Source organism: Rhodoligotrophos appendicifer (assembly GCF_007474605.1).
Classification (GTDB): domain Bacteria; phylum Pseudomonadota; class Alphaproteobacteria; order Rhizobiales; family Im1; genus Rhodoligotrophos; species Rhodoligotrophos appendicifer.
Genome location: NZ_VHKL01000001.1, coordinates 795,934 through 822,486, shown reverse-complemented (window position 1 = coordinate 822,486; position 26,553 = coordinate 795,934). Strand labels below are relative to the sequence as shown.

Sequence of the window (26,553 nt, the reverse complement as noted above, 5' to 3'; positions counted from 1 at the left end):
CATGGACAGCCTCTGGTTCGAATATTATCTGCCCCTGATCTGGGCTGCCCTGATCGGGACCGCCATCGTCCTCTATGTGGTACTCGACGGCTTCGATCTCGGCATCGGCATCCTGTTTCCCTGGACCCGCGAAGAGGGCGAGCGGGATCAGATGATGAATTCCGTCGCCCCCTTCTGGGATGGGAACGAAACCTGGCTGGTCCTGGGTGGTGGAGGACTTTGGATCGCCTTTCCAAAAGCCTTTGCCGTCATCATGCCGGCCCTCTACCTGCCGATCATCTTCATGCTCCTCGGACTGGTTTTCCGGGGCGTCGCCTTCGAGTTTCGATTCGTTTCCAAACCCAATCATCACTGGTGGGACGTCGCCTTTGCCGGTGGCTCGGTGGTCGCCGCATTTTGCCAGGGAACGGTGCTCGGGACGGTCATCCACGGCATCACGGTGGTCGATGGACAGTTCGCCGGCGGACCCTTCGATTGGTTGCATCCATTCGCGATCCTCTGCGGGCTCGGCCTCGTCGCCGGCTATGCGCTGCTCGGGTCCGGATGGCTGATGATGCGCGTCGAGGGGCCTCTGGAGGCGAAGGCCCAGCGTTGGGCACCTATCGCGCTCATCCTGCTCGTCGCCTTCATCGTAGCGGTCTCGATCTGGACACCTCTGGCCTTCCCCGGTTTGACCGACCGCTGGTTCAAGGAGCCTGAGATCTATTACCTCTGGCCCGTGCCGCTGCTGACGGCGCTGTTCGCCTGGCTCGCTTCCCGGGGCATCGCCAATGCGAGGGGACTGCAGACCTTCAGTTCTTCCGTCGCGCTCTTTCTGCTCTGTTTCCTCGGCCTGGCGATCTCAGTCTTTCCCTATCTGGTTCCGCCGACGATCACTCTCTGGGACGCCTCTGCCGTGCCGGAGAGCCAGCTCTTTCTCCTGCTCGGCGCCGTTCCCCTGGTTCCGATCATCCTGATTTACACCGGTTTCATCTACTGGACCTTCCGGGGGAAGCTGAAGCCCGGAGAAGGTTATCACTGAGAAGGCGCGGGACTGGAGTGGATCGGGGGACGCGAAGGTCCCGCTGGAACAGCGGCGGACCTAGCCGGGGGAGTACTGTTGGCGGATCAGAATGATATTTCTCGCAAGGACGACGCTCGTTATGTCGCCTTGGCCATTGTCGTCGGGGCTGGCGCCGGACTGATCGGCTCGGTCTTCCACCTCTTGATCGATCTTCTGATCCAATGGCCACAATGGTTGGGCAGGGTCCTCGAGGGTCCGTGGCTCGTCGTTGCGGCGGCCCTCATCACCATGGCTTGTACGGTTCTCGCAGTCTTTCTCGTTCAACGGTTTGCTCCCGAAGCGGGAGGAAGTGGTGTCCAGGAAATCGAAGGCGCCATGGAGGGGCTCCGCACCGTTCACTGGCTGCGGGTCCTTCCCGTGAAGTTCGTTGCCGGCATAACGGCGATTTCCTCCGGGCTGGTTCTCGGACGCGAAGGTCCCACCATTCATACCGGAGCCTCCGTTGCAGCCGGCGTGTCGCAGTTCTCGAAGACTTCCGATCTCGATCGGCGCGGATTGCTGGCAGCCGGTGCCGCCGCTGGACTCGCATGCGCCTTCAATGCGCCGCTGGCTGCGGTGCTGTTCATCATCGAGGAGACACACCGCCAGTTTCCCTACACGTTTCGAACCTATATGGGGGTCATCGTTGCCTCGATCATGGCGACCGTCGTCACCGAGATAATCGGCGGTGTGGGACCCGATCTCACGATAACGGTGCCTGAGGTCCCGTTGTGGCTCCTCCCCTATTTCGTCCCCTTGGGATGCGTGCTGGCGGTCATCGGCGTCCTTCTGAACTTTGGCATCATGAGGCTGGTCGAGTTCGGCAGCCAAGCCCAGGCGCGGGTTCCCTATGCCTACCCCGCCGTGGTCGGCCTGTTGACTGGCGCCGCATTCATCCTGCTGCCCCAGGCGGTCACGGGCGGCGAAAACGTCATCATGCAGCTGGGAGCCCAGAACCTGGGCGTGACGGCACTGCTGCTGCTCGCCTTCCTTCGGTATGTCACCATGGTCACCAGCTACTCCACCGGCGTGCCCGGAGGCATCTTTGCTCCAATCCTCACTCTCGCCGTATGCTCCGGGCTCGCTTTCGGAACACTTGTCAGCGTCGCGATGCCCGAGGCGGGTGTCGTGCCCATGGCCTTCGGGATTGCTGCCATGGGGGGTTTGTTCACGTCCTCGGTTCGAGCTCCCATCGTCGGCGTGGCCCTGACGCTTGAGCTCACAGGCTCCTATACACTTGCTCTGCCGTTACTCATCACCTGCGTCACAGCCGATCTCGTGGCTCAATGGATCGGTGGCCGGCCGATCTATGAGCAATTGCTCGATCGCACTTTGAGGAGAGCCGGCATCGACCCTCGCGTCGCCAAGGACCGGGAGCCCATCGGTCTCGGGTAGCATCGACCGCTCCTGCGGAGGGGAAGCAACGGGCACCATCCCCGCCCATCGTGCCTCGACTGTCGCCAGCGCTTGCTCTTCGAGACGGCCCCGCATTAATTGTATCGTCATGCCATCGAGACGGAGCGCTTTCAAAAGGCACCCCTGCAGTCCATGGCTTTGCAGGCCTGCCTGAACGGACTTCAAGCCAAGCCTTGGCGCCACAGTGGGAACAAGAGGTTCATGAGACGCGCGGGAGTGGTTCTTTGGCGCCAGATCGAGAAGGAAATAGAGCGGGATATCGATGCCGGCCTGTTTGCGTCCGGGAGCCGGCTGCCTGTGGAAAGCGAACTCGCCACTCGATTCGGCGTCAATCGCCACACGGTCCGCCAAGCGCTTGCGGCGCTCCAAGAGCGAGGCCGCATTCGAATCCAGCAGGGGCGCGGGATGTTCGTCCACCGACCGATGATTGACTATCCCATCGGGCCCGGAACTCGGTTCAGCGCGAATATCGAACGCCAGAGAATGACGTCGAGCGGACGGCTGGTGGATGCTTCGACGATCGCGGCGTCAAGGCAGCTGGCCGAGGATCTCGCACTCGACGTTGGCGCGCCATGCCTCGTGATCAACGACCTGCGCGAAATCGACGGTGTCCCCGTTGCCATCTCATCCCGCCATTTTCCGGCGGCACGATTCACCGGGCTCGACCTCTGCTTCGAGAAGACGGGCTCCATCTCTCAGGCGCTCGCAGCTTTCGGCGTTCATGAGTTCCATAGGACATGGTCGCGCATCCATGCCGAGCATTGCGCGGTTGCAGATTCGGCAATGCTGCGGCTGCCGAGTGGAGCGCCTGTTCTGGTGGTGGAATCCCTGAACGTCGATGCCAAAGGAACGCCGATCGAATACGACGTCAGCCGATCTGTGGGTGGGGCATTCCAGCTGCTGATCGACCATACAACTCCGTCGTAGTCATATATTGATCTAGATGTAACCAACCTGTCACGCCAGTCCTCTAGGACTCTCCGAGACATGATCCAGCGGTGGGCGGGGTCATGACTGTTCCTCCTGCGGCCAGCCGAGGGGGATCCTGCGCATAGGCTTGCGCTCTCAGGGAGGTTTTCATGATCAAGATGTTCCAGACGCTGGCATCGGTGATGGCGATCAGCGGCGTCATGGCGATCTCATCCGTCGCCGGTGCAAACGGCGTTCAGGTCGTCGTCCAATATTCGCAGGCGCAAATCTTCGACCCAGGCTTCGCGCAGATAAAGTCCGAATTCGAGGCCGCGAATCCTGGCATCAGCATCAGCTATCGCGGGCCGCAGAAGGATTACGACGCCACCATCCAGGCCTTGCTGCGTGAATCGATCACAGGCGAGATGCCCGACGTCGCCTATCTCGGCCTCAACAGTTTCGGCGTTGCTGCCGATCGAGGACTGGCAATCGATCTGGCGCCTCTCATGGCAGCTGACAAGTCAACCTTCGAAGCCGGAGGCTGGAGTGCCTCCCTACAAGGGATCGGGCAAGTGGGTGGCAAGCAGGTCGCCCTGCCCATCGCTCTGTCGATGCCCGTCGTCTATTTCAACGCCGACCTCGTCAAGCAGGCGGGCGGCGACCCCAACAACATTCCGAGGGATTGGAACGGCCTGCTCGAGCTGGCCGCCAAGATTGCTGCCCTCGGCAATGATGTGGGTGGCATCTATCAGAGCTGGTCGACCCTGAACGGTCCCTGGTTGTTTCAGGGCATGGTCTACGGTGCCGGTGGCGAAATCATGGAGCCCGGAACCCGCACGGTCGCGTTTGGCGGCAAGGACGGCCTGATGGCGCTGACACTGTATCAGCGCATGGTTGACGAGGGGCACATGCCCGTCATCAACGAGCAGGCGGCGCGTCAGCAATTCTTCGCCGGCAAGATCGGTCTGTTCCTCGACTCCGTCTCTCGGCTGAAGTCCTACGAATCCGCCATCGGAGACCGTTTCGGGTTCAAGACTGCGCTCTATCCCACGCCTGACGGCAAGCCTGCCGGACTGGTGACGGGTGGTGCCGTCGGCATCATCACGACCGCCACGGACCGCGATCCGAAGGTCAAAGAGGCGGCCTGGAAATTCCTCAAATATGCGAGTGGTCCCGAAGGCACCACCGCAATCATCAAGACCGTCGGATACACCCCGGTCAATACGCTGGCGCTCGACGATCCCGCTCTCCTCAAGGGCTATTTCGACGACAAGCCGCGCCACATGACGGCCATCGAGCAGTTGCCTCAGCTGCGCGAGTGGTATCAGTTCCCCGGTCAGAACGGCGTCAAGATCAACGAAGTCATGAGCGAGTATCTGCAGGCCGTGGTCGACAAGTCCATGTCCCCGCAGGCCGCCCTCGACGAGATGGTCTCGCAGGTGAACGAGCTCCTGGAACAGTAAAGCTCGAAAATCCCGCAAGCCTGGAGCCTCCGATGAACACGCTCACTCTGAGCGGGATCTGCAAGTCCTTCGGGTCGACGCGTATCCTGCACAACGTCTCCCTGTCCGTAGAGGACGGGGAGTTCCTGGCGATCGTCGGCCCCTCAGGCTGCGGAAAGTCGACTCTCCTGAGGACCATTGCGGGGCTCGAACCTCAAGACGAGGGCGAGATCCGGCTGAACGACCACTCCATCGATCACCTCGCGCCCAAGGCTCGAGACGTCGCCATGGTGTTTCAATCCTATGCGCTTTACCCGCACATGACCGTGGGACAGAACATCTCCCTGCCTTTGGTCATGCGCGGGCTGACGCGGATGGAGCGGATGCCGGGAGCGTCCCTGGTCAGCAAGGCGGCTCGGGCAAAGCGCAGTTCAATCGTCGCGGCGGCAGCGAGCGCCGCCGAGATGGTCGATCTTGGCGGCCTCATCGATCGCAAACCGGGACAGCTGTCGGGAGGTCAACGACAGCGCGTGGCTCTTGCGAGGGCTTTGGTCCGACGGCCGAAGCTTTTCCTGCTCGATGAGCCGCTGTCGAATCTCGACGCCAAGCTGAGGGCACAAACCCGCCACGATATCGCGGAGCTGCAAAGACGAGTCGGCGTTACCACCCTCTATGTGACACATGACCAGGTCGAAGCCATGACCATGGCGTCCAAGATCGCGGTCATGATGGATGGCGAGATCGTGCAACTCGGAACGCCCGAGGAGATCTATCACCGACCCGCCGACTTGCGGGTGGCAGCCTTCATCGGCTCGCCCCGCATCAATGTTCTCCCGGCTGAAGTCGATGCCCAGGGCACTTTGCGCATCGCGGGCCGGCAGCAGCCCGTCAGCGTCGACGACGGCGGCATGGTTACGCTTGCCGGCATTCGCCCGGAGCATGTCGAGATCGTTGCCGATAAGCTCTCCGAGACAATTCGAGGCACGATCCGGCGGGTCGAGTTCCTGGGTTCGGACGTCTTTGCCTATGTGACCGTCGCCGACACGGACACTCTGGTCGTTGCGCGGGTGGAGCCGAGCAGGCTGGCCGGCTTGGGCGAAGGGATGACGGTCGGTCTCCTGCCGATGGCCGAGCATCTGCATCTGTTCGATGCCCATGGGAAGCGTCTGGCTGCCGATGTGAAGCCTTCCAAAGCGGGCTTCCGGGAGTCCACCTTCCAGGCGGCGGAGTGACGCCATGAGCTTGGCGGCAACACGGGATGTCACCAGCGCGCGGATGCGGCGCATCCGGCCCGCCCAATTGGCCGAGCATCGCGCCGCTTGGCTGCTCGCTACACCGAGCCTGATCGCCATCGTGCTGTTCGTTGTCGGCCCGACGCTCGCCGTGGTGGTCATGGCCTTCACAGACGGGCAAATGGGTCAGGCGAGTTTCGGGTTCGCCGGCCTCGATAATTTTGCCGAGGTCTTCGGCGACCGGGTGTTCCGGATCTCTGCGCTCAACACCCTGAGCTACGGTCTGATGGTGACACCCGCCTCCGTCGCTCTCGGACTTTGGCTCGCCGTGACGATCGAATCTTTGCCGAGCGGGCGGGCGTTCTTCCGCTCGTCGTTCTTCCTGCCGGTGGTGTCGACCACGGTCGCCATGGCCGTCGTCTGGGAGTTCGTGCTCCATCCGACCCTCGGACCCGTGAACGCCGCCCTGCAGCTCCTGGGCCTGCCGCGACAGAACTTCCTCAGTGATGCCCGGATGGTGCTCCCCACATTGGCCGTCATCGGCATCTGGGAAAATGCAGGGTTCAACATGGTCCTGTTCATGGCCGGCCTCAAGGCAATCCCCCGGGATCTTTACGAGGCGGGCGCAGTGGAGGGCGCCGACCGCGGATGGGAGCGGTTCTGGTACATCACGCTCCCGCTTCTGGGCCCGACACTCGTCTTCGTCGTCGTCATCTCGTTCCTGAGGTCGTTCCGCGTGTTCGACACGATTGCGACCCTCACCCAAGGCGGCCCCCGGCGCGCCTCGGAAGTCTTGCTCTACACGATCTACCAGGAAGGCTTCGTTTTCTTCCGCATCGGCTATGCCTCGGCGCTCAGCCTCGTCTTCCTGGCGATTCTGCTCGGCCTGACGCTGCTCCAGGTCAGAATGATGGAGAAGAAGGTGCATTACTCATGATGCGCATGCGCCCCATCTGGACACGCATCGCCATGGGGGTGCTGGGCCTCGGTGCCGCGGCCTTTCTGTTCCCCTTCGTCTGGATGGTGGCGTTCTCCATCAAGCCGACCAGCGAGATCTTCACCGGCAGCCTGAACCTGCTCCCCTCAAGCCTGGAGGGTCTGGCAAACTACACGCGCGCCCTAGACATGCAGCCCCTGATGCTCTTCGTCGCCAATGGGCTGTTTGTCTGCGCTGCGATCCTGTTCTTCCAGATCCTCTTTGCGGCCCCTTGCGCCTATGCCTTGGCCAAGCTCAGATTTCGGGGGCGTGAAGCCCTGTTCGGGCTTGTCCTGTTCGGGTTGTTGATCCCCATCCAGATCACATCCCTTCCCATCTATCTCATGTTCTCCGGCGTCAAGATCCTGGACAGCTACACGGCCTTGATCGCCCCATTCACCGCGTCCGTGTTCGGAATTTTCCTGTTCCGGCAGTTCTTCAAGACCGTGCCGGACGATCTCATCAATGCGGCACGGCTCGACGGCCTGAGCGAGATCGACATCGTCCTGCGGGTGGTCCTGCCTCTGACGGCGCCGGCGGCGACTGCGTTCGGCATCTTCTCCGTAGTCGCCCATTGGAATGACCTGTTCTGGCCGCTGATCGTCACCCGGTCGCAAGCACTCTACACGCCGCCGCTCGGCATCCTGGGCTTTCGCTCGGCAGAGGCCGGCGACAGCTACGGGGAGCTCATGGCGGCGACCGTCATCATCACTGCACCGCTGGTCCTGGCATTTCTGATGGCCCAGCGCCGATTCATCGAGGGGATCAGCATGGGTGCGCTCAAGGGCTGATCCGCAAAGAAGAGGGAAAATCTCATGCCGAAAATCATCCAGATCACCGATACCCATCTGGTCCCCGATGGAGCCACGCTTTTCGGGGCGGATCCTATTGCCCGCCTCGCGGCTTGCGTGTCGGACATCAACACCAACCACGCCGATGCGGCCGTCTGCGTCGTAACCGGCGACCTCACCCATTACGGAGAACGTGAGGCCTACATGCTCCTGGCCGAGACCTTGGGCGAATTGCGGATGCCGGTGCGATTGCTCGCGGGAAATCACGATGATCGCTCGATGCTGCGCGACGTCTTTCCCGAGACCCCGATGGACCCGAACGGCTTCATCCAGTCGACGATGGATCTTTCAGGTCACCGACTGGTGTTCATGGACACAACGGATGAAGGTGTCCATAGCGGCGCCTATTGCTCAGCCCGCCAGGCTTGGCTGAGAGCCGAACTCGAGGCGGCCGAGGGGGCACCGTGCTACTTGTTCATGCATCATCCGTGTTTCCTCATCCAGCTGCCGCAACTCGACCAATATGCCCAGCGCGACAGTGAGGCGATCGCTACAATCCTGGCGGATTTCCCCAATGTCCGTCACATTTTTGCGGGGCATGTCCATCGTCCGATCGCCGGAAGCTGGCGGGGCATTCCCTTCCACACGCTTCGCGGCACAAACCACCAGGTATGGCTCGACTTCAGCGAGCAATCGGGAAGCATCTGCAGCCTCGAGCCTCCGGCCTATGCCATCGCCTTTCTCGACCAGGATCAGACCATTGTCCATTTCCACGACTTCTTGGACAGCAATCCCAAATATTCGTATGAGCCCGAGGCTCCTCTCGAGAGCCAAATCCGGGAACTTGTCGGATGAGGGCAGCGGTCCAAGGGAAAGGACCGTGCCGCTGATCAGCACTAGTTCAGTTTCATGCAATTCGCATAATAGCTGACGGTGGCCGGCCAATCGCTGAACACCCCCATGACGCCGACGTCGCGGGCGAGAACATCGAGGACCTTGTAAGTATCGCCCGGACTGCGGATGACGTCCTTGACGCTTTGGAAGTAATAGCCGCCGCCGTCCGTGAGAGTTCCGGAGCGCTCCAGGGACCATGTTATGATGCCGAGGCCGGCACTCTTGGCTGCTTTCGCATACGCCGAGGGTATGATCTTTCCGGTCGCATCCAGAGTCACGAGAACATGGATGGGTGGGGCGATGATCTTCACGCCTTTCGATGCCAGCTCCGCCATGCCCGGCGTCCAAGTTCCGGGGTCCTGGGCATCGAAACCTTCCACCGTCTCATCGCGGTCATCCAGGAAAATAGCCTGCTTGGCAAATTCAGGCTCCTGCGCAATCCAGTAGAGGACGTCGCGCAGTTGAAATGATTGCGGATAAACGTCTGCGGGATCCACACCGGCCGACTTATACTCGTCGATCATCTGCTGGGCGAAGTCATCTTGCGCGTAGTCGCCCTCAAAGGGCATGGCGACTTTGGGCGCCTTGAGTTCCGGTGTGAACTTGACACCCAAGGACTTGAAGAGGGCGATGCTCTCTTTGTGGGTCATCAGCGTTCCGTCCGTCGCGTAGAGCTCCGTCCGCCATGGCGGGGTGCCCTTCATGTAGTCCTCAATCGTCGAGGCGGCCGGATTCGCGCCGTCCATCTTTCCCTTCAGGGACTTGAATTCCGCAAGGCTGAGATCGCTGGTGCAACACATCGCTTCGGCCTTGCCGTCCGACGTTCGATCGGCGGGGACGAAGGGCTTCGTGCATTTTGCGGCCAGGTCGGGCTTCGACAGGATGTCGGTCGAGGTGTGAAGGTCGCATTGGTCGTGGCGGCAGACAAGTTGCCTGTCCTTCGTGAAGGTCACGTCGCATTCCAATATTCCCGCCCCCATCCTTGCGCCGGCACGGTAGGATTGCTCCGTGTGCTCAGGGAACTGCAGCGGTGCTCCCCGGTGGGCGATGGAGAAATCGGTCTTGTAGAAAGGGCCCGCCTCGCACTGGCTCAATCGGTCCTTGAGCTCTCCCGCTTCCAGGTCATCGATGAGGAAGAATGGGCGGGGTCCAAGCTGCGCCTGGGATCCACCCTGCTCTGCAGCGAGGGTCTGGGCCGATAGCACGCATGCCCCCGCAAGCATGATCATGAAATGTGGCACACGTCCGTAGCGCATCGGTTCCTCGCATTGGCTGCCTCGCACCGACCGACCCTAATTCGCCTGAACGAAAGTAACGTCTCACTTCAATGACATTAAGAAATCTTGGCCCTCACCGCCAAACTTGCGGACCAAGGAGGCCAGACGCAGTGGCCCAGAGCGCACAGCTCGATTTTTGTTACGGATAGCAATCGCAACTGCTGAGCATCGGAGCACTCCGTCACGCGATTGTTTGAATCGGAGACTAGGCGATAGAGACACGCATTGAGGACAAGGTGCCTGGCGATGCACTCCGACTCTCTGGTCCGCTTTACCTATTCACAATCCGATCACCCTGTCCTGCGTCGGGTTTTGATCCGGGCCGTGGAGAAGATCAGCGGCCAGCCTCGTTTGAAGAGGCTCTATGACTCCATTCATGCTGGTCCGGAGACGGAAGAAACCCTGTTCGCCGCTGCAATCCGACTGCTGAAAGTTCGGATAGACTTCGATCCCAGCCGACTAGAGGCAATTCCTGCGGACCGACCGGTGGTGTTTGTCGCGAACCATCCTTTCGGTGTCCTTGACGGGATTGCCTTGGCTTGGTTGGCGGGGCAGGCCCGACCAGATACGAAAGTCCTCGCGCATGCCCTTCTGTGTCAGGCACCAGAGGTGAAGGAGTGGCTGCTGCCGGTCGATTTCTCTGGTTCCGACGGTGCTCAGACCATCAACCTCACCTCCCGTCGAACGGCACAGGCCTGGCTCGGCGAGGGTCATGCCATCGGCATCTTTCCAGGTGGGGGCGTCGCCACCTGTCAAAACCCCTTCAAGGGCATTGCCGTCGATCCGCCTTGGCATCCTTTCACCGCAAAACTGATCCGCGGCGCCCAGGCGACCGTCGTGCCGATCTACTTCACCGGCCAAAATTCAAGACTGTTTCAGATCGCCAGCCACATGAGCTACAGCGCGCGACTGTCGCTGCTCTTCCATGAAACCGCGCGGCGCATGGACAGCCTCCTTAAGGTGGGGATCGGCGTTCCCATTCCCTACACATACTGGGAGCGCTTTGCCGGCCGCCGGGCTTTCATGACGGAGCTCCGCCGCCGGACGCTGGACGTGGGTCATGAGCTCGGAACATCGGCTCGCGTTCCACACTATTCGGACGAATTCCACTTCCCGGCGCATATCAACTGGAGCTGAGCGCCATGGAGCCCGGAGCCCGACCCGGCCGACTCCGGCGCATTCGGACATCGCCGATGGGAACCGTTGAAGGGAAGCTAACGCACTGGACTGTTGGCGTCCCCGGCACGATTCGAACGTGCGACCCTCAGATTAGGAATCTTACGGACGGGTATCACAGAAGATAGCGGTCTCTGCTGGGTACTACCGATTATCCCTCGATTTCCCTGGATCCTTGAGCCACTCGACTGTACACTGAAACGCACTGATACACACCCAGATGGCTCAATTTTGATGACCGAACGATGACCCGAGCAGCGAAGCTCACGGCGAAGATAACGAAGCGGACGGTCGACGCCGCCAAGCCACAGGCTGCCCGCTACACTCTGTGGGACACAGAGCTGAAGGGCTTCGGTCTCCGGGTGGAACCCTCAGGCTCAAAAAGCTACGTGCTTCGGTACAGAACCGCGGCCAGCACGCTCCGGCAGCTGCATATAGGCAAGCATGGCGCAATGACGCCTGAGCAGGCCAGGAAGCAAGCGAGCATCCAGCACGGCAAAACGCGCGAAGGCCGCGACCCTGTCGCCGACAAGAGAAGCGCGCGCGAGGGGCTGTCTTTCGGCGAGCTGGCCGATACGTTTCTGAAAGAGCATGTCGCCCCGAAGCGCAAGGCGTCCACCAAGGACTGGTACCAATGGCTGGTCGAGAAGCATGTGCGGCCACAGTTCGGGAGCAAGCGGGCAGATTCGATCATAAGGGCCGACATCGCGCGGCTTCACCTCAAGATGGGTGGTGCTCAGGCCAATAGGATGGTCGCAGTAGTCAGCAGCATGTACAGCTGGGCGAGCAAGAACGGCTTGGTCCCTGAAGGCTATAACCCCGCGCGAGGCGTTGAGAAGTTCAAAGAGAGCCGGCGGGAGCGGTTCCTAACCATTGATGAAATGGAGCGCCTCGGGGCCGCCATTCGTGAAGGTGAGACAGACGGCGTTCCCTGGGATCTTGACGAGACCAAAGCTGCCTCTAAACACATGGCCAAGGAGGAGAACCGACGCACAAAACTCTCTCTGGAGGCTGCTGCGGCCATCCGACTTCTTATTTTCACCGGCGCTCGCCTGCGGGAAATCCTCCACCTTGAATGGAGTCACGTTGATTTTGAGCGCGGTCTGTTGCTGCTGCCTGACAGCAAAACAGGAGCTAAGGCGATTGTTCTGAACGCGCCAGCAGTAGCCGTCCTTGCCTCGCTTCCACATGAGGGGCGGTTTGTGATCAAAGGCGAACGTCCTGCTGGAGGGGTCGCGGAGCGCGCCCGATCTGATCTCAAGCGTCCTTGGGCCCTCGTAAGCCGGCGCGCCGGTCTGGACCAAGTCCGTGTCCATGATCTGAGACACACCTTTGCCAGCTATGGAGCCGGGGCAAATCTCGGCCTTCCCGTTATCGGGAAGCTGCTCGGGCACGCGCAGGCGGCCACTACTCAGCGGTACGCGCATCTCGAGTCGGATCCTTTGCGGCGCGCTTCTGAGACAATCGCCGGGCGGATTTCAGCTGCCATGGATGGCGGGAAGTCGGCGGAGGTCACCCCGCTCAGGCCGGCTGCGAAGTAGCTTAGGGAATTACAGCTTATCGCTTCCTGCTTTCTTCATAGCGAGCGGCAATCCCATTGAAACCGCGTTTACAAACAAACTCAAGCACCTCCAAGAATGAACGTGACTTTTGTCAGCATCACACAAGTTGTAAACATCACAAATACAATTATAACTTGATTTTTTTGTAGTTCTCTATTACCTTTATGGGCGAACTCGCACCCAGAGGTAAGTCGATGCTTGAAGAACTAGGACCATCCGATTGCCTGTTAAAGTCAGACAAGGTCGCCTCTTGGCTCGGCGTGTCTGAATCCTTTCTCGCACAAGCGCGGGTAAGTGGCAGAGGACCTAAATTCTTGAAGGTAGGCAGATTAGTCTTCTATCGCCCCCAAGATGTCCGCACTTGGCTTGAGGGCCAGACCCGCGCTTCAACCAGCCAGGCAGCTTGATCGATGAGCGCCCCAAGAGAGCGACGACGAGCAAAAGGCAGCCGAGGTGCCCCGACCTTCGAGACAATTCCCTCGGCGCCCTTCTCGCAGGCAGAACAGGCGAAGGGGGCCGAAGCCAGGAGATTTGGCCGCCCAGTACTGCTTGAACTGTTGGCCGGAGGGATCACCCCGGGAATTCTGCGGATGTGGCTTGGCCCTGGAGAGCCAATAACCGCTCGAATGCTTCAAAACTTTCGATCGATAAAGCCAGCTGACCTTATTCAGGCTGGAGGCCGGGTCGAGATCGAATTCTCTTGCGAACCCGCGGACTTGTACCCAGGAGCAACTGGCGGCCCCGAGGACTACCGGCTATCAGCCATTAGAACTGCCCTTGCCCTGTGCCAGGGTGTGGTACTAGCCAGAGATATCTCCGTGAACGGACAACTCGTTCAAAGCCATTGCTGGGCGGCGAACAGCCAGGTTGTTTTCCGCTCCCCTAGCCACCTGCTTGAGCCTTGGAAGCGTCTTCTCAGCCGTGAACTAGGCGCGGGCCGGCGAGTCGTTATTGTCGAGCCCGCTGAGACGCTAGCGTCAAGCTGAACCCCACCCCTTAACGTGTAAAGCCGACGTATTCGGAAGGTCGCGGCATCCGGTAAACCTGAGATGAAAAAACCCGATCAGCTGGGACAAGGCTGATCGGGTCGCATTCGAAAGCACCGGATATGCATAACCTTATCAGAACAGTTGATTCTGGTCAATGTAAGCTTGCCCAAATCATCACTCAACCTTACCCAGGCGGCGCGTCTGCAGCTGTGGTGTTTAAGCCTGACTCTTTGTTGTCTGACCCACAGTGGAATTACCTGACGAAGTTCGACAGTGTACTAACCCTTATCTCCGGACCGACCCCGAAAAACGGGGCGCTTGTTTTGCCCTGGCACCTTCACCCGGAAACGCTCGGACGCGTAACCCGAGAAGCGGACGCGATTGTCTATGCGGATTTCGGGTTGGATTCTGAAGGTCTGCTTGCCCCGGCCATTCCCCCGAACCTCGCCTATAACCGCCGGGTTGTCTTGATCCAAGTGGCGTGGCCGCTATTCCCTACTTGGCGCCAGATCTGCAGGCTCATCCAAAAGCCGGACGCGATCGACTACGAGCTCCATGGATCGGCAGAAGGGTTAACCCAATGAGCCCCGACACAGCTGAAGCCGAGGCGATCAAGCTCGACAAATCGCCACTGCGTGTTTTCGTGGAGACCCTGCATGAGCTCGCCGCGCCTCTGCGCGGCCAAGGAAAGCTTGTGGTCGCCTCATTTGGCGAATTCCCCCTAGGGTCGGCGTTGCCGGCGGTCATTCGGCATCACGCCGTCGGGGACGTTGAAGGGATGATCGGCAGCATTTGTAAGCTGGACGGCCAGGAGGGGCGAAACGCTTATGTCCCGCTGGCTGTGATGCGACATGACCTTCCCCCTGGGAAGGCAGGTGGAGAGGCGGACGTCGTCGGTGTCCTCGGTCTCTGCGTAGACTTCGATAAGCTACAGGCAGGGGATGACTGGCGGTATCACATCCCGGAGTATGGGGAGGACATCCCGTCGTACGCGCTCGAAACGAGCCCCGGACACTACCAGGTCGGGCTTCTCTTCGACCGGCCTTTATCAACGAAGGAAGCGAAGCCTCTCGCTCAGGCGATGGTGCGGCGTACTAATTCGGATCCTACAGCGTCCGACGTTTCGCACGTTTGGCGTCCTCCCTCGACCCACAATCGCCCCAGCAAGAAGAAAGTCCAGAAGGGTCGCTCCGTGGCCCCGTTTCTGGTGAACTGGGAAACCACCGGCGAGCCACTGGTCGGGGATTTGGAACAGGATGCGATCAGCTTTGAGCGTCTCTGGGCGCTGTTCCGCGTCGACGAGTACCTTACCAATCAAGCGGCGGGCAAGCCTTCCGCAGCAAACGTAGTCGATCGGCTTGAAGACAGGGATCTGACGCAACTTCTAACCAGCCTCTCTCCCCATATGTTGGACCGGCTTACGAAACAGCCGGAGCCTGGCGAGGACCTAAGCGAGACTTGTTACGGAGTGTTCCAGAGCCTGAAGGAATTAGGCCTCACAGAAGGCGAGACTGAGACCCTGGCCAGAGCTAACCCTGAGGGGATAGGAGCTCGTTTCATTGAGAAAGGCTGGCATCTTCTCAGGCCTGACATTGATCGGGCTTTTAGAAAACCATCTGATGGCCGCGCCATGCGAGCCACAGCCGCCGAGGATTTCTGCGGTGAGTGGTCTGACCCGGCAGACCTTTGGTTAGAACGATCGCAGCCACGGGGGATCCCAACCGGCTGCCTCCCAGACTTGCTCGAGGCTTGGGCGCTAGATGAAGCGCCGCGGCTCGGAGTTGACCCATCGATGACCGCTCTCGCCGGCCTACTGTCGGTTACCGGAGCGTGTTCGGCACAGTTTCAGGTCCAGGTGCTCCAGCACAACACGGATTGGTGCGAGAGACCTATTCTTTGGGCGGTACTAGTCGGTCAGCCTGGGGTCGCCAAATCGCCTACCATGCGGCAGATGCTTCGACCGCTCTCGGCCATCGATGCCCAACTCGCCAGGAAGAACGCGGAGGCAGTCGCTCAGTTTAAAGCTAGCGAGGCCCAGTTTAAGCAGGCCAAAAGCACTGGTGCGACACCGCCCAAAGCACCGGTCCAGAAGCGAAGGATCGTTTCAGATACGACCACAGAGGCCTTAGCACCGATCCTCGTGCACAACCCGGAGGGAGTGCTCTCCCTCCAGGACGAGCTTGCTTCATGGTTGGGCAGCATGGACGCCTATAGGGCGAACAAAGGTACGGCCAGCAAAGACCGGGCCCAGTGGCTCGGCTTGAAAAACGGCGAACCTATCCGCGTCGATCGCAAGGGGTCGGAACCCATCTTCGTACCGAGCGGCGCCGTTTGCGTTTTAGGCGCCATTCAGCCGGCCAAGATAAAGCCCCTAGCGGCGAATCTTGAAACAGACGGGTTGCTTCAGCGCTTTTTGATCTGCAACTGCTCCAGCGCCGAACGTGTTGACCGCCAGCCTGATCAAAAAATCAAAACACAGATCACAGAGGCATACGACCGATTGAGCAAGCTGGCGCCGACAGAGTTCACGCAGCCGTTTCGCTTCGCTGCTGAGGCAGACGGCGAACGCCGCCGGATTGAGGATCTTGCCCGCAGCGTAACCGGCCACAGCGGCGCTCCCGAGGGGCTTCAGCAATGGGCGGACAAGGTTGAGGGTGAGTTCGCGCGCATAGCTGAAGTGTTCCACCTCTTCGAATGGGCAGCTTTTTGGAGCGACCTGATCGATACGCCCATGGCCGTAATTAGCGCCGACACTGCCGCCCGAGCGAGAAAGTTCATCGAAGAGTACGCCTACCCGCATCAACGCTATTTCTATGACGCAGTCATGGACCAGGGCGCCAGCGAGAGTGATCGGGCATGGATCGCCGGTTACATCCTCACCCACGTGTCGTCGGAGGTGCGGGCGCGCGAGATTAAGCGGGCATACAAGCGGCTGAAGGATAAGGACGACCTGTTGCGCGTTGTGATGGAATCGCTCGCGACGGATGGATGGGTGCTGCCCGACACGAAAAAATACGGGCCGCCCACACGCTGGATCGTTAACCCCAAGGTACACGACGGGCGCTTCGCCGCGATTGCGCAGGAAGAGACAGAACGCCGTCTAAGCACCCGGCAAGCCATAGCCGCCGACGGCGCGCAACGGCGCGCTGAACGCGGTTGAGATCGACCACAGCCGTGATGTCGGTGTCACCGCTGTCACTTGCGCGCACACACGGGGATGGAAGGAATAGTAATGAGAGAGAGAGAGTAAAAAATGCCTATCGTGTGCGCAAGTGACAGCGGTGACAGTTTGACTAGCGGGCTGTGGTGTTGACAGCGGCAACTGCTCTTCGGCGTCTGCGAACCGAGCAAAAGACGCCCTGAAGTATCCGTTGAAGGGGTGCCGGCCCAAACGTACCCGGCGGTTCTCTTGCAAAAACGGCTTTCCAAGCGGACGTAACAGATCGGACAATCATCGGTCGAACCTTCCGCCATAGAAACCACGACTGTGGCGCTCGACCCCACCGCTCAGCTGCTGAATTCCGCCGGTGAAACCTGGCTGGGAGACAACTGTCCGATGATGCTAGAATATGATCGTACCCCGCATAGTCCCTTATGAAACTGCAGCCGCAACGGTACGCTACGAAACTAGCGTCCTGACCTTTCCCACTTGCACACCGCATCCATTCGTCTGCCCGTCAGTTTCCCGCCCCGAAGGCAGGAGTGGGATCTATGGCAAAAACATTCTTCGTGGTTGACAGAGACGGATGGCGTTATCAGGTCGAAGATGAAACGTCTGACGTATTTGATAGCTGGATACTTGCCTGCGCCGCAGCAATCGATGCTGCAAAAGAAGCAACAGAAAAGGGCAGCGAGTGCAGTGTCATGGCCCAGAACGAACAGAGTGGTTGGAATTTTATCTGGGGGAGCCAAGTCAGCGAAGCCTAGGTGAGGTTCAGGAAGTTCGGCAGTGAAAGCCTCTAGCGACACGTCCTCCCAGATCCGGTCTAAAGCGGCGCAATTTTGGACCTTCACATTTGTAGCGGTTCGCGTTCTTCCTCGACTCGTGTCAGTTGATCTCGCAAACACCTAAGGTCACCAGTCAGGAGGGGTTCCGTGAGCAACTTCGATAAGCTGCATCACATTTGCTTCGTCGTTCACGACATCGATAAGGCGCAAGCGCATTACGAGTCTATCGGCATCGGGCCCTGGCAGGATTATCCGCCTTTGACCGAGTACGAGGAACTGGAGGTTCCCGATCGCGCGGCGTTCATGGCATTGCAATACCGCATCTGCAATCTTCCCAATGTCCAGCTCCAGCTTTGCCAACCGGGAAAGCAGCAAACGCCACAGAGGGTTCATTTGGACACGAAGGGAGAAGGTGTCTTTCACATCGGATTCGAGGTCCCAGATGCGAACTCAGCCGAACAAGAGGCGCACGGAAACGGACTTTCGCCGCTAATGAGGGGGCGGAGGAAGAATGGTACCGGCTTCACCTATTATGACACGGCCGACAAAGTTGGAGTGATCTTAGCGACACGCGCGACAAATCTGTCGTGAAATAATCTGCGCCCATGGGGGAACAAGAGCATTGAAGGCGCCCCGAAGGTTTCGGAACAAATGATCAGTTGGAGAGTGGTCGCAATTCTCGTGGTGTGCGGCGTCTTGGCGGGCTGGGCCATGCTAAAAGAGGACAGTCCGATAGCGACTGCACGATCAAAGTGTGAATCGGCCATCGAAAGAGCAACGGGACATGACCTTAGCCTATTGGAGGTCGTCGAAGCTGACGTGCAAGGTGATGCCCTGAACGGTAGCGTTCGGCTGCGAATCGAACGCTCAGGCGTTTCATACGTCGGTGAATGCGTGTTCCGAGAGGGTAAGACTGAGCGTGTAGCCGTTGGGGGTAAAGCGTTCACAGGGCAATAGCCAATTCCTGTCAACCCGAGCAAAGCATCTTGATCGTGGCGGTTCTTTGCTCCGTGGTGCGGAATTTCCTCATCCCAGCCATGATCCCACCGGACGATCTGAACCCGTCATGCCGCCGGCCGCTTCTCTAACGCCCCCAAGACGCCGCTGGCGGCTCTTCTGTCGCGGAATGAAGGCCGAGGAGCCGCTTCAGCAATGTACTTGGTGCGTTATTCCTGAAACTCCATGTTGCGATCGCCGCGCCAAACCATACTCTTCATTTTCTTCGTGAATCATCAGTCGGGTTGCGCCTCATGTGGGCAACTTATCGTGCAGAAAGACCGGGTGAGAGATCCGGGGTTTGCCCCTACAAAGGGAAACTCAGATATGTCTGCTGTGAATTTCATTTGATTGCGCCTTATAGGATATTCGATGACATCAGATCATGCGGAACAGAAGCTCCTTATCCTTGTGGGCAGCCCACGTCGCGATGGTAATAGTGCATTGCTGGGCCAGGCGGTAGCAGAGGGAGCGCGCCAGGCGGGCATCCATGCGACCTTGTGCTTCGTCGACGACTATATCTCCGGAATGCTGCCCGATACCCGACACACGCAGCCCCCTGAAGACCGTTATGGCGAGCTATTCCTTACGAAGTTCCTGCCGGCGGATGGCGTGGTGTTCTGCACGCCTGTCTATTGGTACGGTATGTCGGCTCAACTGAAGGCCTTCTTCGATCGAACATTTACTTACTACCAATCCGGTTCCCCACATTCCGAAGAAACCAGACGAGGCATGATTGGCAAGCGGCTAGGGCTTGTAGTGGTTTCGGAGGAGACCTATCCGGGAGTGGCGCTGGGAATAGTCCATCAGATCCAGGAATTTGCGCGCTACACCCATTCTCCATTCGTCGGTCTGGTTCATGGAGTGGGTAACGCCCGCGGAGAAGTTGCTCGAGATCCCCGCAATCCGGTGAAGGCGGCGCAGGCTTTGGGAAGGGAGATACTCTCTCAAAGCTATTCAGATTATAGATTCGATACGCCGCGGGACAATTCCGTATGGCCTTCCTCCCCATAGCTTCATTTTTTCTGCATTAACGGTGTCCTCCCGACGTCAAGGCGCCTTGTGTGGTCGTCGCGGGTTGAATGGCAAGCGGACGACGGCATCGCGGCCTGACGGGGATATCATGCTTGAACTGACTTACGGCGACCCGAGCTAGTGCGGGTCTGGTCTCTGCGTGCGGGCTTTCCGGTCTGCGAGGCGGATGCGATCCCATGCACCGATCCCGCAGCACGGGAAACTCTGGTGATGAGTACTGCAATCGACTTGGCAGTTACCCGGGTGCAGGCGTATGAAGATGCCAAGCGTGTTGCTGAACCCAACTCGGACGGCACGCCCGAAACGGTCCCGGTCTATGGTATAGAGACCGGGGTTCAAACCGGGACCGAATCTCATCCTGCCTGGACTGCATGGCATGCTGCTCAGGAGCACATCGGCTGCGTGGGTGGTTCTTTACTGAGCCCGTGCCATTATCCGCGCCGGCGAGCCTCCAGAAGCACGATCCTGAGACATTCGAAGTCACTGATGCCTATCAGGTGTGGGTCGCTGCCCAAGATACAATCAACGAAGATCTTCCCGCGCTTGCGGCAGCGCTTGATGCCGAGGTGGTGCTGCCGCTCCCGGCGATGGTATTGACGAACAAGCAGGCAAAGCTCGCGCTCGATGCCGCTCGACTGCTCGACTGCTCGACCAAGTCAACGCCCTTGTGGCTTCGCAGGGGTGGCCCGTCAAGATCGAGTGGGAGTTCACATCGACCGTGAGCACGATCATCCGTTGCTTCTGGCAATGGCACCAGCGCTCGGGCTGGATAGTGCCGCACTGGATGATCTTTTCCTGATGGCAGCAACGATCACCTGAATGGTGCCGGCGGAGCCGCATGTTGCTTGGGGGCTATCTGAAACTCCGCCGGCCGATATTAAGAAGGGTTTCACGACTTCTCAACATCGTTTCACAGGCTACTACACCTCAGGGTTGATCCACAAGGGCGCAGCTGAGTAGCCAGCGGCGACCGGCGGAAACTGCGAGATCGGGGGGAAGACCAGTTTCCGCCGGCGCTTGTCCTGGACGTGCGGGCGTCAGGACCGGCGGATACTGCGCTTTCTATTATAAGTTGCAACTTGAGTCTTAGGTTGCCGGCGGTATGAATGCCGGCGGAGCGGAGAGATAAGGCATGATTGCCAGCCCCGCCGGCCAATGCTGGTTGAGGCTAAAACTCCCAGCATCGTCGCCACGCTACGCCTGTTTCTGGCTTCCGCACAACAGATGAGCTTCTAGATAAAATGGATGCACTGCTTAAGGTTATGGCACTCGAGGCCGGCGCCTGGGTCGTCGTTGCCATCATGGTTCTGATGGTGGTGGCGCCAGGCGGCTTATATCGTCCAACTGCACCGCTCGAACCAAAAGGCCGCGTCTGCCATTGATGCCAGCAGCAGCCGAACCACAGAGGCCTTCGCTGAAGCCAATAAACGTGGGCCCGATGGCTGGCCTCAGTGGTTAGGACTGTCGAGGAAAACACCCGCGCCCAGGCCAAAGCGATGGAAGTGCTCTACGGGGTTAAAGGCCCGTATGCGTCAATACCAAGTCGATCGACGTCCTGGACGGCACTATCGGCATGGACACCCTCGCGGTCAGCGGTGGCTAGCCCAAGCGAGGCAAGGCAAATTCGCTCCCCACTGAGGATCCAACATGAGGTCAGACCTTTGGCCTCCGACATGGTGGCAACAGGACATGGGCAGTCTCTGGGGCACCTACTCGCATGAACGCGAGCTGGATCGGGCATTTGAGCATCATCGCAAGATCACCGATGAGGCGATGGCTTCAGCCGAGCTGCAGGTGCGGAGCACTGGCTGGCTGTTAGCTAGGATTGTGGAAGCCGAGCGTCTCGCAGCGGGCGTTTTTGAGCGGATATAGGGGCGGTAAGAATGCCAGCTGCGCTTCGACAGTTTGCTCGGAGCCGAATGGTCTGGGCCGGCCTGGTACTGCTTGTCCTCTATTGGATTGCGGCAGTGACGATGCCAACCGCACTGCTCCTGACGATTGCGCATGCACTCCAGTTCTTAGTCGCCACCGCCGTGCGGCAACCTATGCGCCAGCTGCTCTGAAGGCTGTGCGTCAATGCCATCTCATGAGCACGGATTACCTCATCGTCGGCATTGCCATTCCTGTGGGGTCGCTGAGTGCAGCTGGTCCTTGATCTATCGCATCCTCGATCGGCCGCCGGGGATGTATGAGAACGCCCTTTTCGGCCTGTTGAGTAGGCGTGAACGATAGCCGGCATCCATCTCACCGCCTCGGCGCGATCAACGGCCGTATTACGACGCGCACTGGATCAACGCTGAGGCCATCATAACCGTCGGTGTCTTCTTGCCCCTGCTGTTCCTGTGGCTTCAGGCCGAAACTCCTTGAAAATTTAGATGTCAGGATCCTCCGGCCGTTCTCCAGGCTGATTGACCTTTATAAGCGGTTCGCGCGTACGGTTCCTTCGTCTTCGGAAGTTAGGCGAGCGCTCCCGATGACGTCGTCTGCGATCCAGAACCCAGAGAAACCCCATGGCCGCAGCAAACAGCCCGCACGCCACAAACACCATCAACAGCAGCATCGTTGCTCCTTTGGCCTGAGTCGACAACCCTAGTTCACATTCTCAACAGCGAGTGAGTCCGAATATGACCAAACGCATTGGCCTGCCGGCCTAGGGGTGGCGGCGGTAGCCTTCGTTTGCCTGCCTCTGCTGGTGCTTCCTGTGCCTGCCCTATTCCACGAAGGATCTACTGGGTTATCGTTGGCCGGTTGCGGTGAAGCGGGGGCGGTCGAGCCGCTGCCGATCACTGCCGATCGGATGACGCCAACATTCAGGCGCTGTTCGTGACAGCGAAGCCCAGGCCCATTGTTCCGGAACGGGCGACGGGAGCGCCGATCGCCTCAAAGATCGTGAAGAACAGCAATCGAGGCCTTACCACTGGGGCTGTCGCGGTGGGCACCGGCATCGTCTCGCGCGCCAAGCCGCTGCTCGACCAGGCGCAGGAGACGTGGCGTGGTGGAGCAGGTGGTGTCCGTGTTGCGGGAGATATCCAATATCGTCGGGCCCTGGCTTGCCCCGCATCATGGTCGGCATGGGGCGGGGGTGATGGTCTTCGCCGGCCGCTCGTTGCTGACGCGGCTGAGGGACGATCGAGAGGGACGCACGCCGTGATTCTAGCCTTCATCCTCTCAACGCTCGGCCGCGTGCTGGCCTGGTGATGCCTATGAACAAGAGTTTGCGAAGAACATGCAGCAGAGCCCGAGATCCTCGTGGTGCCGGGCAAGCCTGCTCCTTGCCGCTGCACCGAAGCCCGCCCCCTGAGAATGGTAAGACACTCAAGGCCGGCTGAGACCGGAAAATACTCGCTCTCATCTGGACAGGCCCCAGGCAAGAGCCGAGAGCAAAACAATGGCGATGACCGTGGTGAGGAGACCATATCCTACTACACCATTGATACGCCCATTGGTGCGGCTTGGATCAGTTTCGATCTGTGGGGGCTCGTAACGAAGCGCGACCGCAAATTCGGCCTCTGAGGGAGGATTGCCTCCCGCCTCCTCATCTGTTCCTAAGGGCGCAGCCGCGGGATCTGACCCCTTGACCTTGTCGTTGGTTCCCCCGCCATCAATTCTGTCTCTAAGCATCTCGATATTCGGATGATCCCTGCGACCGGGCATTTCATGTTCCTCAGGGGGTTATGATAGAGGTCCCGGATGAGTAAGCGCAACGAGACCGCCCAACCACCGTTCCGAGATTGGCCCCACACAGCGAGATCGCGCCTTCTCACCGACAGACGCCAAGAGAATGGACTGCTTTGCCAATGGCTAGAGCAGCCCTGACGATGGACCGATGCAACCCCTCGCATTATCCTCCGATTTCGGGAGGAGCCAATGACCGAAAAGCGCGTGTGTTTCGACTTTGAAATAGATTTCTCAAATGGTGGAGGCATTCAGGGTCAAGGCTTTCGCCTCGACATTGAGGGTGACGACATTAGCGACCAGGAGTTGGCGGATTACATCGTCCGCGACATGCGCCTTTTGATGGTCGGCAGCGTGCGCATTTTAAACAAAAAAATCATCGAGGAGGCGCATAAGCGCCCTCTGAGTGAGACCACCTAGACCTATTAGGCCGTCTTAGTGCGCTTTTGCACTGCCGCCCCAAGAGTCGCGCGATCGTTGCCATGGATGGCGATGAGAGCGACAACCTCCTCAGTGGTCAGATTGTGCTTCTTGGCAAAATGCTGGACCTCATAGTCCTGCTCGGCCGACACCATGCGCCGATCACTTGCGTCTGTCTTGCTCTTGTCGTCTGCCATCTTCGACCTCCGTTAATAAGCGACCGGATAAGTTGACCTCGGGGAACGTCCACTGAGGGCTGACGATGCCACGCCGCAAAGACGAGCTGCCTGCGCGAATAGAACCATGTTTGCCTACGCTGGTTCCGTCAGCACCCAAGGGCCCACAATGGGTCCATGAGATCAAATGGGACGGCTATCGCCTTGCCGTTCACATCAATGGCAAGAACATCAAAGCTATCACGCGCATGTCTAGATGATTTATCTCCGACCCGCTGCACCCCAACTAGCCTTTTTGAGCAGGACCTCGATTCTTGGCACGAGGAGGCACTCCTCGGCATCTTCATGGTGCTCCACGCTCATTTGGCTTGATCTCAGAGGCGTTATCATGATGCAATGCACAAGTTTCCCGCTACCATGGGTTTGAAGAACGCTCGAGCGGACCCGAATGTGCTACTTTAAAGTTTATCTCCAGGTTCAGAAACTAGTGCATTAGGAGCAATTAAGTTCTCCATGAGTTTCCTGGTCACGCCTGTAGTCAAGTACAAATGATCTCCAAATAAACCACTCTAAAGGGCCGCGAGATTAAGAAAAATGCCTTATTTTATATCTTTAATGAAATTTACCGAAAAAGGTCTTCGTGAAATAAAGAACACTGGAGATCGTATTAAAATTAGTCGCGATCGCGTCGAAAGTGTGGGGGGGCGAAGCATCCAGCTGTTTGCCACCCTGGGGTCTTATGATCTCGTGCAGATCTTCGAAATGCCGGATGACTCATCTATGATGCAGTATGTGATGACCGCACGTAGGGACGGTTATGTGGACCCGCTGATTCTACCGGCATTCGATGAAAGTGAATGGTCATCGATTCTGGAGAAAATTCCGGAGACAAACACATGAAACCTATGTCGACCCGCAAAGTCCCAGGTATTCCACACGCTTTCCCCCTGAAAGGAGACTTGCGTCCCGAGACGACGGCGGTTGTTGTTATCGATATGCAGCACGACTTTGTCAGCCCTGGTGGCTACATGCACGCACTCGGTGTCAGTTTGGCGGGGCTACGTGCTCCTATTGAACCAATTCGCAATGTTTTAACTGCCGCAAGATCGTGGGGTTGCCGCGTAATACATACTCGCGAAGGCTATGCCCAAGACCTATCGGATCTGCAACCATGGAAAATTGGTGGCGCTCCGAATGATGCCGTAAGCATCGGAGATGCTGGGCCCCACGGCCGGTTTCTGATACGCGGCGAAGCTGGATGGGACATCGTGTCGGAGTTGGCTCCGATCCCGGGAGAAGCAGTTTTCGACAAACCCAGCTATGGTGCGTTTGTTTCGACTGAACTAGGTCAAACCTTGGCAAGCTGGGGCATAAAGCATCTTGTGCTAACAGGCGTCACTACGGACTGTTGCGTTACCTCAACTTTGCGAGAAGCACTGGATCGCGGTTATGACTGTCTTGTATTGGCTGACTGCATCGGCAGTGCCAACTCAGATCACCACGACGCGGCACTCTCTCTGATGCGCAAGCCCAGCGGGGTTTTCGGTACGACTGCACTGTCGACCGACTTCATTTCTTCGATAGAGTTGATGCACGTGGCATAGGCTGCACAAAAAGTTCTTTTTCTAGTTTAAGCTTATTGAATTCAGAGGGGACGAAGTAATGAAGACGCGCAGCTCTTTGATTGCAATTTTTATGCTTGTAGCGACCACCTTGGCAGGGGGCAAGGGGGTGGAAGCGGAGACTACACTCGAGAAAGCTCGTTCTCAAGGTTATGTCACAATGGGCTTCACGAATGAAATTCCCTACAGCTTCTCGGAGGAAGGCAAGCTAACAGGCGCAGACACCGAAGTCGCACGTGTGATCCTGGCCAAAATGGGGATCACGGAAGTTGTTGGCGTGTTGACAGAATTCCAGTCGCTGATCCCGGGCCTGCTTGCGAAGCGCTTTGATGTCAACAGCACAATGTATATTCGGCCAAGTCGCTGTGAACAGATACTTTTTACGGATCCGGTCTGGGCTGTGGGCGACGCTGTAATTGTTAAAGCGGGAAATCCAAAAAATATTCACAGCTACAAGGATGTCGCTGCCAACCCAGAGATCAAAATCGGTGTACTGACAGGCGGTACCGGCAACATCGATCACATGAAAAACGATGGGATCACAGACGGGCAGATCGTCTATTTCGCCACTCCTGAAAGTGCACTTGCAGGTGTCAAAACCGGCCGTATCGATGGATTTGGATCCACAGCTATCGGGAACCAAGCACTGCTTGACAAGGCCAAGGATTCAACCCTGGAACGCGCTGTGCCCTTTACCCAGCCGGAGAAGGACGGCAAACCGCTTTTAGGGTTCGGCGGACTCGGTTTCCGGATGGAGGACAAGGACTTTTACGAAGAGTTCAATAAGCATCTTAATGCTTTTGTCGGTACTCCCGAGCATTTGGCGTTGGTCCGGCCATTTGGCTTCACTGAAGAGGAAATTCGCCCTGCTATGGGGGTGAAATCTCTTGAACAGCTTTGCAAGCCGTGAGGGCCTCGGGGAGCAGCATGAAATGGTTTGGCAGCCCGTTGACCGCGTCGGCTGACGCTCACCTC

25 protein-coding genes and 1 tRNA gene are annotated in these 26,553 nt (G+C 58.7%); 22 read left to right on the top strand and 4 right to left on the bottom strand.

Going from position 1 to position 26,553, the window contains the following annotated elements; genetic code table 11:
* Window position 1: 1 nt before the first annotated feature.
* From cydB to FKM97_RS03870, 8 genes are all read left to right on the top strand, one after another.
* A complete protein-coding gene (gene cydB, locus FKM97_RS03905; RefSeq protein ID WP_143957790.1) occupies window positions 2-1,021 on the top strand; it encodes a cytochrome d ubiquinol oxidase subunit II in 1,020 nt (339 codons plus the stop codon).
* 78 nt (window positions 1,022-1,099) lie between these two features.
* On the top strand, window positions 1,100-2,437 hold the full coding sequence (gene clcA / locus FKM97_RS03900) for a H(+)/Cl(-) exchange transporter ClcA (protein WP_246104915.1): 1,338 nt from the start codon (window positions 1,100-1,102) through the stop codon (window positions 2,435-2,437).
* Window positions 2,438-2,659: 222 nt separating this feature from the next.
* On the top strand, window positions 2,660-3,385 hold the full coding sequence (gene phnF / locus FKM97_RS03895) for a phosphonate metabolism transcriptional regulator PhnF (RefSeq protein WP_170240728.1): 726 nt from the start codon (window positions 2,660-2,662) through the stop codon (window positions 3,383-3,385).
* A gap of 152 nt (window positions 3,386-3,537) precedes the next feature.
* Entirely contained in the window at window positions 3,538-4,830 is a 1,293-nt protein-coding gene (locus tag FKM97_RS03890; RefSeq protein ID WP_143957788.1) for an ABC transporter substrate-binding protein, read from the top strand.
* Between the two features lie 32 nt (window positions 4,831-4,862).
* Window positions 4,863-6,041: an ABC transporter ATP-binding protein gene (locus FKM97_RS03885; protein ID WP_143957787.1), complete on the top strand. Its 1,179-nt coding sequence runs from the start codon at window positions 4,863-4,865 to the stop codon at window positions 6,039-6,041.
* Window positions 6,042-6,045: 4 nt separating this feature from the next.
* Window positions 6,046-6,978 (top strand): carbohydrate ABC transporter permease, encoded by a 933-nt coding sequence (locus tag FKM97_RS03880; protein WP_205014682.1) that lies wholly within the window; start codon window positions 6,046-6,048, stop codon window positions 6,976-6,978.
* A complete protein-coding gene (locus FKM97_RS03875) occupies window positions 6,978-7,808 on the top strand; it encodes a carbohydrate ABC transporter permease (protein WP_143957894.1) in 831 nt (276 codons plus the stop codon). Before FKM97_RS03880 ends, FKM97_RS03875 begins: the two co-directional genes overlap by 1 nt.
* A 24-nt stretch (window positions 7,809-7,832) precedes the next feature.
* A complete protein-coding gene (locus tag FKM97_RS03870; protein ID WP_143957786.1) occupies window positions 7,833-8,663 on the top strand; it encodes a phosphodiesterase in 831 nt (276 codons plus the stop codon).
* 41 nt (window positions 8,664-8,704) lie between these two features.
* Here the strand turns inward: FKM97_RS03870 and FKM97_RS03865 are convergent, their stop codons facing one another.
* Entirely contained in the window at window positions 8,705-9,925 is a 1,221-nt protein-coding gene (locus FKM97_RS03865) for a glycerophosphodiester phosphodiesterase family protein (protein ID WP_205014722.1), read from the bottom strand.
* 300 nt (window positions 9,926-10,225) lie between these two features.
* Between FKM97_RS03865 and FKM97_RS03860 the strand changes: the two genes are divergently transcribed.
* The gene (locus tag FKM97_RS03860; protein WP_143957784.1) at window positions 10,226-11,116 is read left to right on the top strand and encodes a lysophospholipid acyltransferase family protein; all 891 of its coding nucleotides are present in this window, start codon (window positions 10,226-10,228) and stop codon (window positions 11,114-11,116) included.
* A gap of 94 nt (window positions 11,117-11,210) precedes the next feature.
* Here the strand turns inward: FKM97_RS03860 and FKM97_RS26205 are convergent.
* Window positions 11,211-11,313: transfer RNA gene (locus FKM97_RS26205), tRNA-Arg, on the bottom strand.
* 87 nt (window positions 11,314-11,400) lie between these two features.
* Here FKM97_RS26205 and FKM97_RS03855 point away from each other — a divergent pair.
* From FKM97_RS03855 to FKM97_RS03815, 9 genes are all read left to right on the top strand, one after another.
* Window positions 11,401-12,696, top strand: coding sequence for a site-specific integrase (locus FKM97_RS03855; RefSeq protein WP_143957783.1), 1,296 nt, complete (start codon window positions 11,401-11,403; stop codon window positions 12,694-12,696).
* Between the two features lie 1,129 nt (window positions 12,697-13,825).
* Entirely contained in the window at window positions 13,826-14,290 is a 465-nt protein-coding gene (locus tag FKM97_RS03845; RefSeq protein WP_143957781.1) for a hypothetical protein, read from the top strand.
* On the top strand, window positions 14,287-16,866 hold the full coding sequence (locus FKM97_RS03840) for a DUF3987 domain-containing protein (RefSeq protein ID WP_143957780.1): 2,580 nt from the start codon (window positions 14,287-14,289) through the stop codon (window positions 16,864-16,866). The genes FKM97_RS03845 and FKM97_RS03840 overlap by 4 nt, the downstream gene beginning before the upstream one ends.
* A 551-nt stretch (window positions 16,867-17,417) precedes the next feature.
* The gene (locus FKM97_RS03835; protein ID WP_143957779.1) at window positions 17,418-17,633 is read left to right on the top strand and encodes a hypothetical protein; all 216 of its coding nucleotides are present in this window, start codon (window positions 17,418-17,420) and stop codon (window positions 17,631-17,633) included.
* Window positions 17,634-17,801: 168 nt separating this feature from the next.
* Entirely contained in the window at window positions 17,802-18,245 is a 444-nt protein-coding gene (locus FKM97_RS03830) for a VOC family protein (RefSeq protein WP_143957778.1), read from the top strand.
* Between the two features lie 777 nt (window positions 18,246-19,022).
* Entirely contained in the window at window positions 19,023-19,664 is a 642-nt protein-coding gene (locus tag FKM97_RS03825; RefSeq protein WP_143957777.1) for a flavodoxin family protein, read from the top strand.
* A 1,262-nt stretch (window positions 19,665-20,926) separates the two neighbouring features.
* Window positions 20,927-21,067, top strand: coding sequence for a hypothetical protein (locus tag FKM97_RS26200; RefSeq protein ID WP_170240726.1), 141 nt, complete (start codon window positions 20,927-20,929; stop codon window positions 21,065-21,067).
* Window positions 21,068-21,332: 265 nt separating this feature from the next.
* Entirely contained in the window at window positions 21,333-21,557 is a 225-nt protein-coding gene (locus FKM97_RS03820) for a hypothetical protein (protein ID WP_143957776.1), read from the top strand.
* 951 nt (window positions 21,558-22,508) lie between these two features.
* Complete coding sequence (locus FKM97_RS03815) at window positions 22,509-22,883, top strand: hypothetical protein (protein WP_143957775.1); 375 nt, start codon at window positions 22,509-22,511, stop codon at window positions 22,881-22,883.
* Window positions 22,884-23,033: 150 nt separating this feature from the next.
* Here FKM97_RS03815 and FKM97_RS03810 read toward each other — a convergent pair whose 3' ends face one another.
* Window positions 23,034-23,339, bottom strand: coding sequence for a hypothetical protein (locus FKM97_RS03810; protein ID WP_143957774.1), 306 nt, complete (start codon window positions 23,337-23,339; stop codon window positions 23,034-23,036).
* A gap of 213 nt (window positions 23,340-23,552) precedes the next feature.
* Between FKM97_RS03810 and FKM97_RS03805 the strand changes: the two genes are divergently transcribed.
* A complete protein-coding gene (locus tag FKM97_RS03805; protein ID WP_143957773.1) occupies window positions 23,553-23,780 on the top strand; it encodes a cyclase in 228 nt (75 codons plus the stop codon).
* Between the two features lie 5 nt (window positions 23,781-23,785).
* Here FKM97_RS03805 and FKM97_RS03800 read toward each other — a convergent pair whose 3' ends face one another.
* Window positions 23,786-23,977 (bottom strand): DUF3606 domain-containing protein, encoded by a 192-nt coding sequence (locus FKM97_RS03800; RefSeq protein ID WP_143957772.1) that lies wholly within the window; start codon window positions 23,975-23,977, stop codon window positions 23,786-23,788.
* A 573-nt stretch (window positions 23,978-24,550) separates the two neighbouring features.
* Here FKM97_RS03800 and FKM97_RS03795 point away from each other — a divergent pair.
* Genes FKM97_RS03795 through ehuB form a run of 3 tightly spaced genes read left to right on the top strand, consistent with a single transcriptional unit; the run spans window position 24,551 to window position 26,488 of the window.
* Window positions 24,551-24,856, top strand: a complete 306-nt coding sequence (locus FKM97_RS03795; protein WP_143957771.1) for a GYD domain-containing protein — start codon at window positions 24,551-24,553, stop codon at window positions 24,854-24,856.
* Window positions 24,853-25,560, top strand: coding sequence for a cysteine hydrolase family protein (locus tag FKM97_RS03790; RefSeq protein WP_246104914.1), 708 nt, complete (start codon window positions 24,853-24,855; stop codon window positions 25,558-25,560). The genes FKM97_RS03795 and FKM97_RS03790 overlap by 4 nt, the downstream gene beginning before the upstream one ends.
* Window positions 25,561-25,618: 58 nt before the next feature.
* Window positions 25,619-26,488, top strand: coding sequence for an ectoine/hydroxyectoine ABC transporter substrate-binding protein EhuB (ehuB, locus tag FKM97_RS03785; RefSeq protein ID WP_143957770.1), 870 nt, complete (start codon window positions 25,619-25,621; stop codon window positions 26,486-26,488).
* The last annotated feature ends 65 nt before the right edge of the window (window positions 26,489-26,553 follow it).

What these genes read in the sequence shown, in the direction of transcription:
- FKM97_RS03835 (WP_143957779.1), top strand. Translation starts at nt 17,418, where the DNA reads ATGGCAAAAACATTCTTCGTGGTTGACAGAGACGGATGGCGTTATCAG.
- FKM97_RS03880 (WP_205014682.1), top strand. Translation starts at nt 6,046, where the DNA reads ATGAGCTTGGCGGCAACACGGGATGTCACCAGCGCGCGGATGCGGCGC.
- ehuB (WP_143957770.1), top strand. Translation starts at nt 25,619, where the DNA reads ATGAAGACGCGCAGCTCTTTGATTGCAATTTTTATGCTTGTAGCGACC.
- FKM97_RS03790 (WP_246104914.1), top strand. Translation starts at nt 24,853, where the DNA reads ATGAAACCTATGTCGACCCGCAAAGTCCCAGGTATTCCACACGCTTTC.
- FKM97_RS03810 (WP_143957774.1), bottom strand. Translation starts at nt 23,339, where the DNA reads ATGCCCGGTCGCAGGGATCATCCGAATATCGAGATGCTTAGAGACAGA.
- FKM97_RS26200 (WP_170240726.1), top strand. Translation starts at nt 20,927, where the DNA reads ATGGATGCACTGCTTAAGGTTATGGCACTCGAGGCCGGCGCCTGGGTC.
- FKM97_RS03840 (WP_143957780.1), top strand. Translation starts at nt 14,287, where the DNA reads ATGAGCCCCGACACAGCTGAAGCCGAGGCGATCAAGCTCGACAAATCG.
- FKM97_RS03865 (WP_205014722.1), bottom strand. Translation starts at nt 9,925, where the DNA reads ATGCTTGCGGGGGCATGCGTGCTATCGGCCCAGACCCTCGCTGCAGAG.
- FKM97_RS03795 (WP_143957771.1), top strand. Translation starts at nt 24,551, where the DNA reads ATGCCTTATTTTATATCTTTAATGAAATTTACCGAAAAAGGTCTTCGT.
- FKM97_RS03875 (WP_143957894.1), top strand. Translation starts at nt 6,978, where the DNA reads ATGCGCATGCGCCCCATCTGGACACGCATCGCCATGGGGGTGCTGGGC.
- FKM97_RS03890 (WP_143957788.1), top strand. Translation starts at nt 3,538, where the DNA reads ATGATCAAGATGTTCCAGACGCTGGCATCGGTGATGGCGATCAGCGGC.
- cydB (WP_143957790.1), top strand. Translation starts at nt 2, where the DNA reads ATGGACAGCCTCTGGTTCGAATATTATCTGCCCCTGATCTGGGCTGCC.
- FKM97_RS03800 (WP_143957772.1), bottom strand. Translation starts at nt 23,977, where the DNA reads ATGGCAGACGACAAGAGCAAGACAGACGCAAGTGATCGGCGCATGGTG.
- FKM97_RS03825 (WP_143957777.1), top strand. Translation starts at nt 19,023, where the DNA reads ATGACATCAGATCATGCGGAACAGAAGCTCCTTATCCTTGTGGGCAGC.
- FKM97_RS03805 (WP_143957773.1), top strand. Translation starts at nt 23,553, where the DNA reads ATGACCGAAAAGCGCGTGTGTTTCGACTTTGAAATAGATTTCTCAAAT.
- FKM97_RS03885 (WP_143957787.1), top strand. Translation starts at nt 4,863, where the DNA reads ATGAACACGCTCACTCTGAGCGGGATCTGCAAGTCCTTCGGGTCGACG.
- FKM97_RS03845 (WP_143957781.1), top strand. Translation starts at nt 13,826, where the DNA reads ATGCATAACCTTATCAGAACAGTTGATTCTGGTCAATGTAAGCTTGCC.
- FKM97_RS03870 (WP_143957786.1), top strand. Translation starts at nt 7,833, where the DNA reads ATGCCGAAAATCATCCAGATCACCGATACCCATCTGGTCCCCGATGGA.
- FKM97_RS03820 (WP_143957776.1), top strand. Translation starts at nt 21,333, where the DNA reads ATGAGGTCAGACCTTTGGCCTCCGACATGGTGGCAACAGGACATGGGC.
- FKM97_RS03855 (WP_143957783.1), top strand. Translation starts at nt 11,401, where the DNA reads ATGACCCGAGCAGCGAAGCTCACGGCGAAGATAACGAAGCGGACGGTC.
- phnF (WP_170240728.1), top strand. Translation starts at nt 2,660, where the DNA reads ATGAGACGCGCGGGAGTGGTTCTTTGGCGCCAGATCGAGAAGGAAATA.
- FKM97_RS03860 (WP_143957784.1), top strand. Translation starts at nt 10,226, where the DNA reads ATGCACTCCGACTCTCTGGTCCGCTTTACCTATTCACAATCCGATCAC.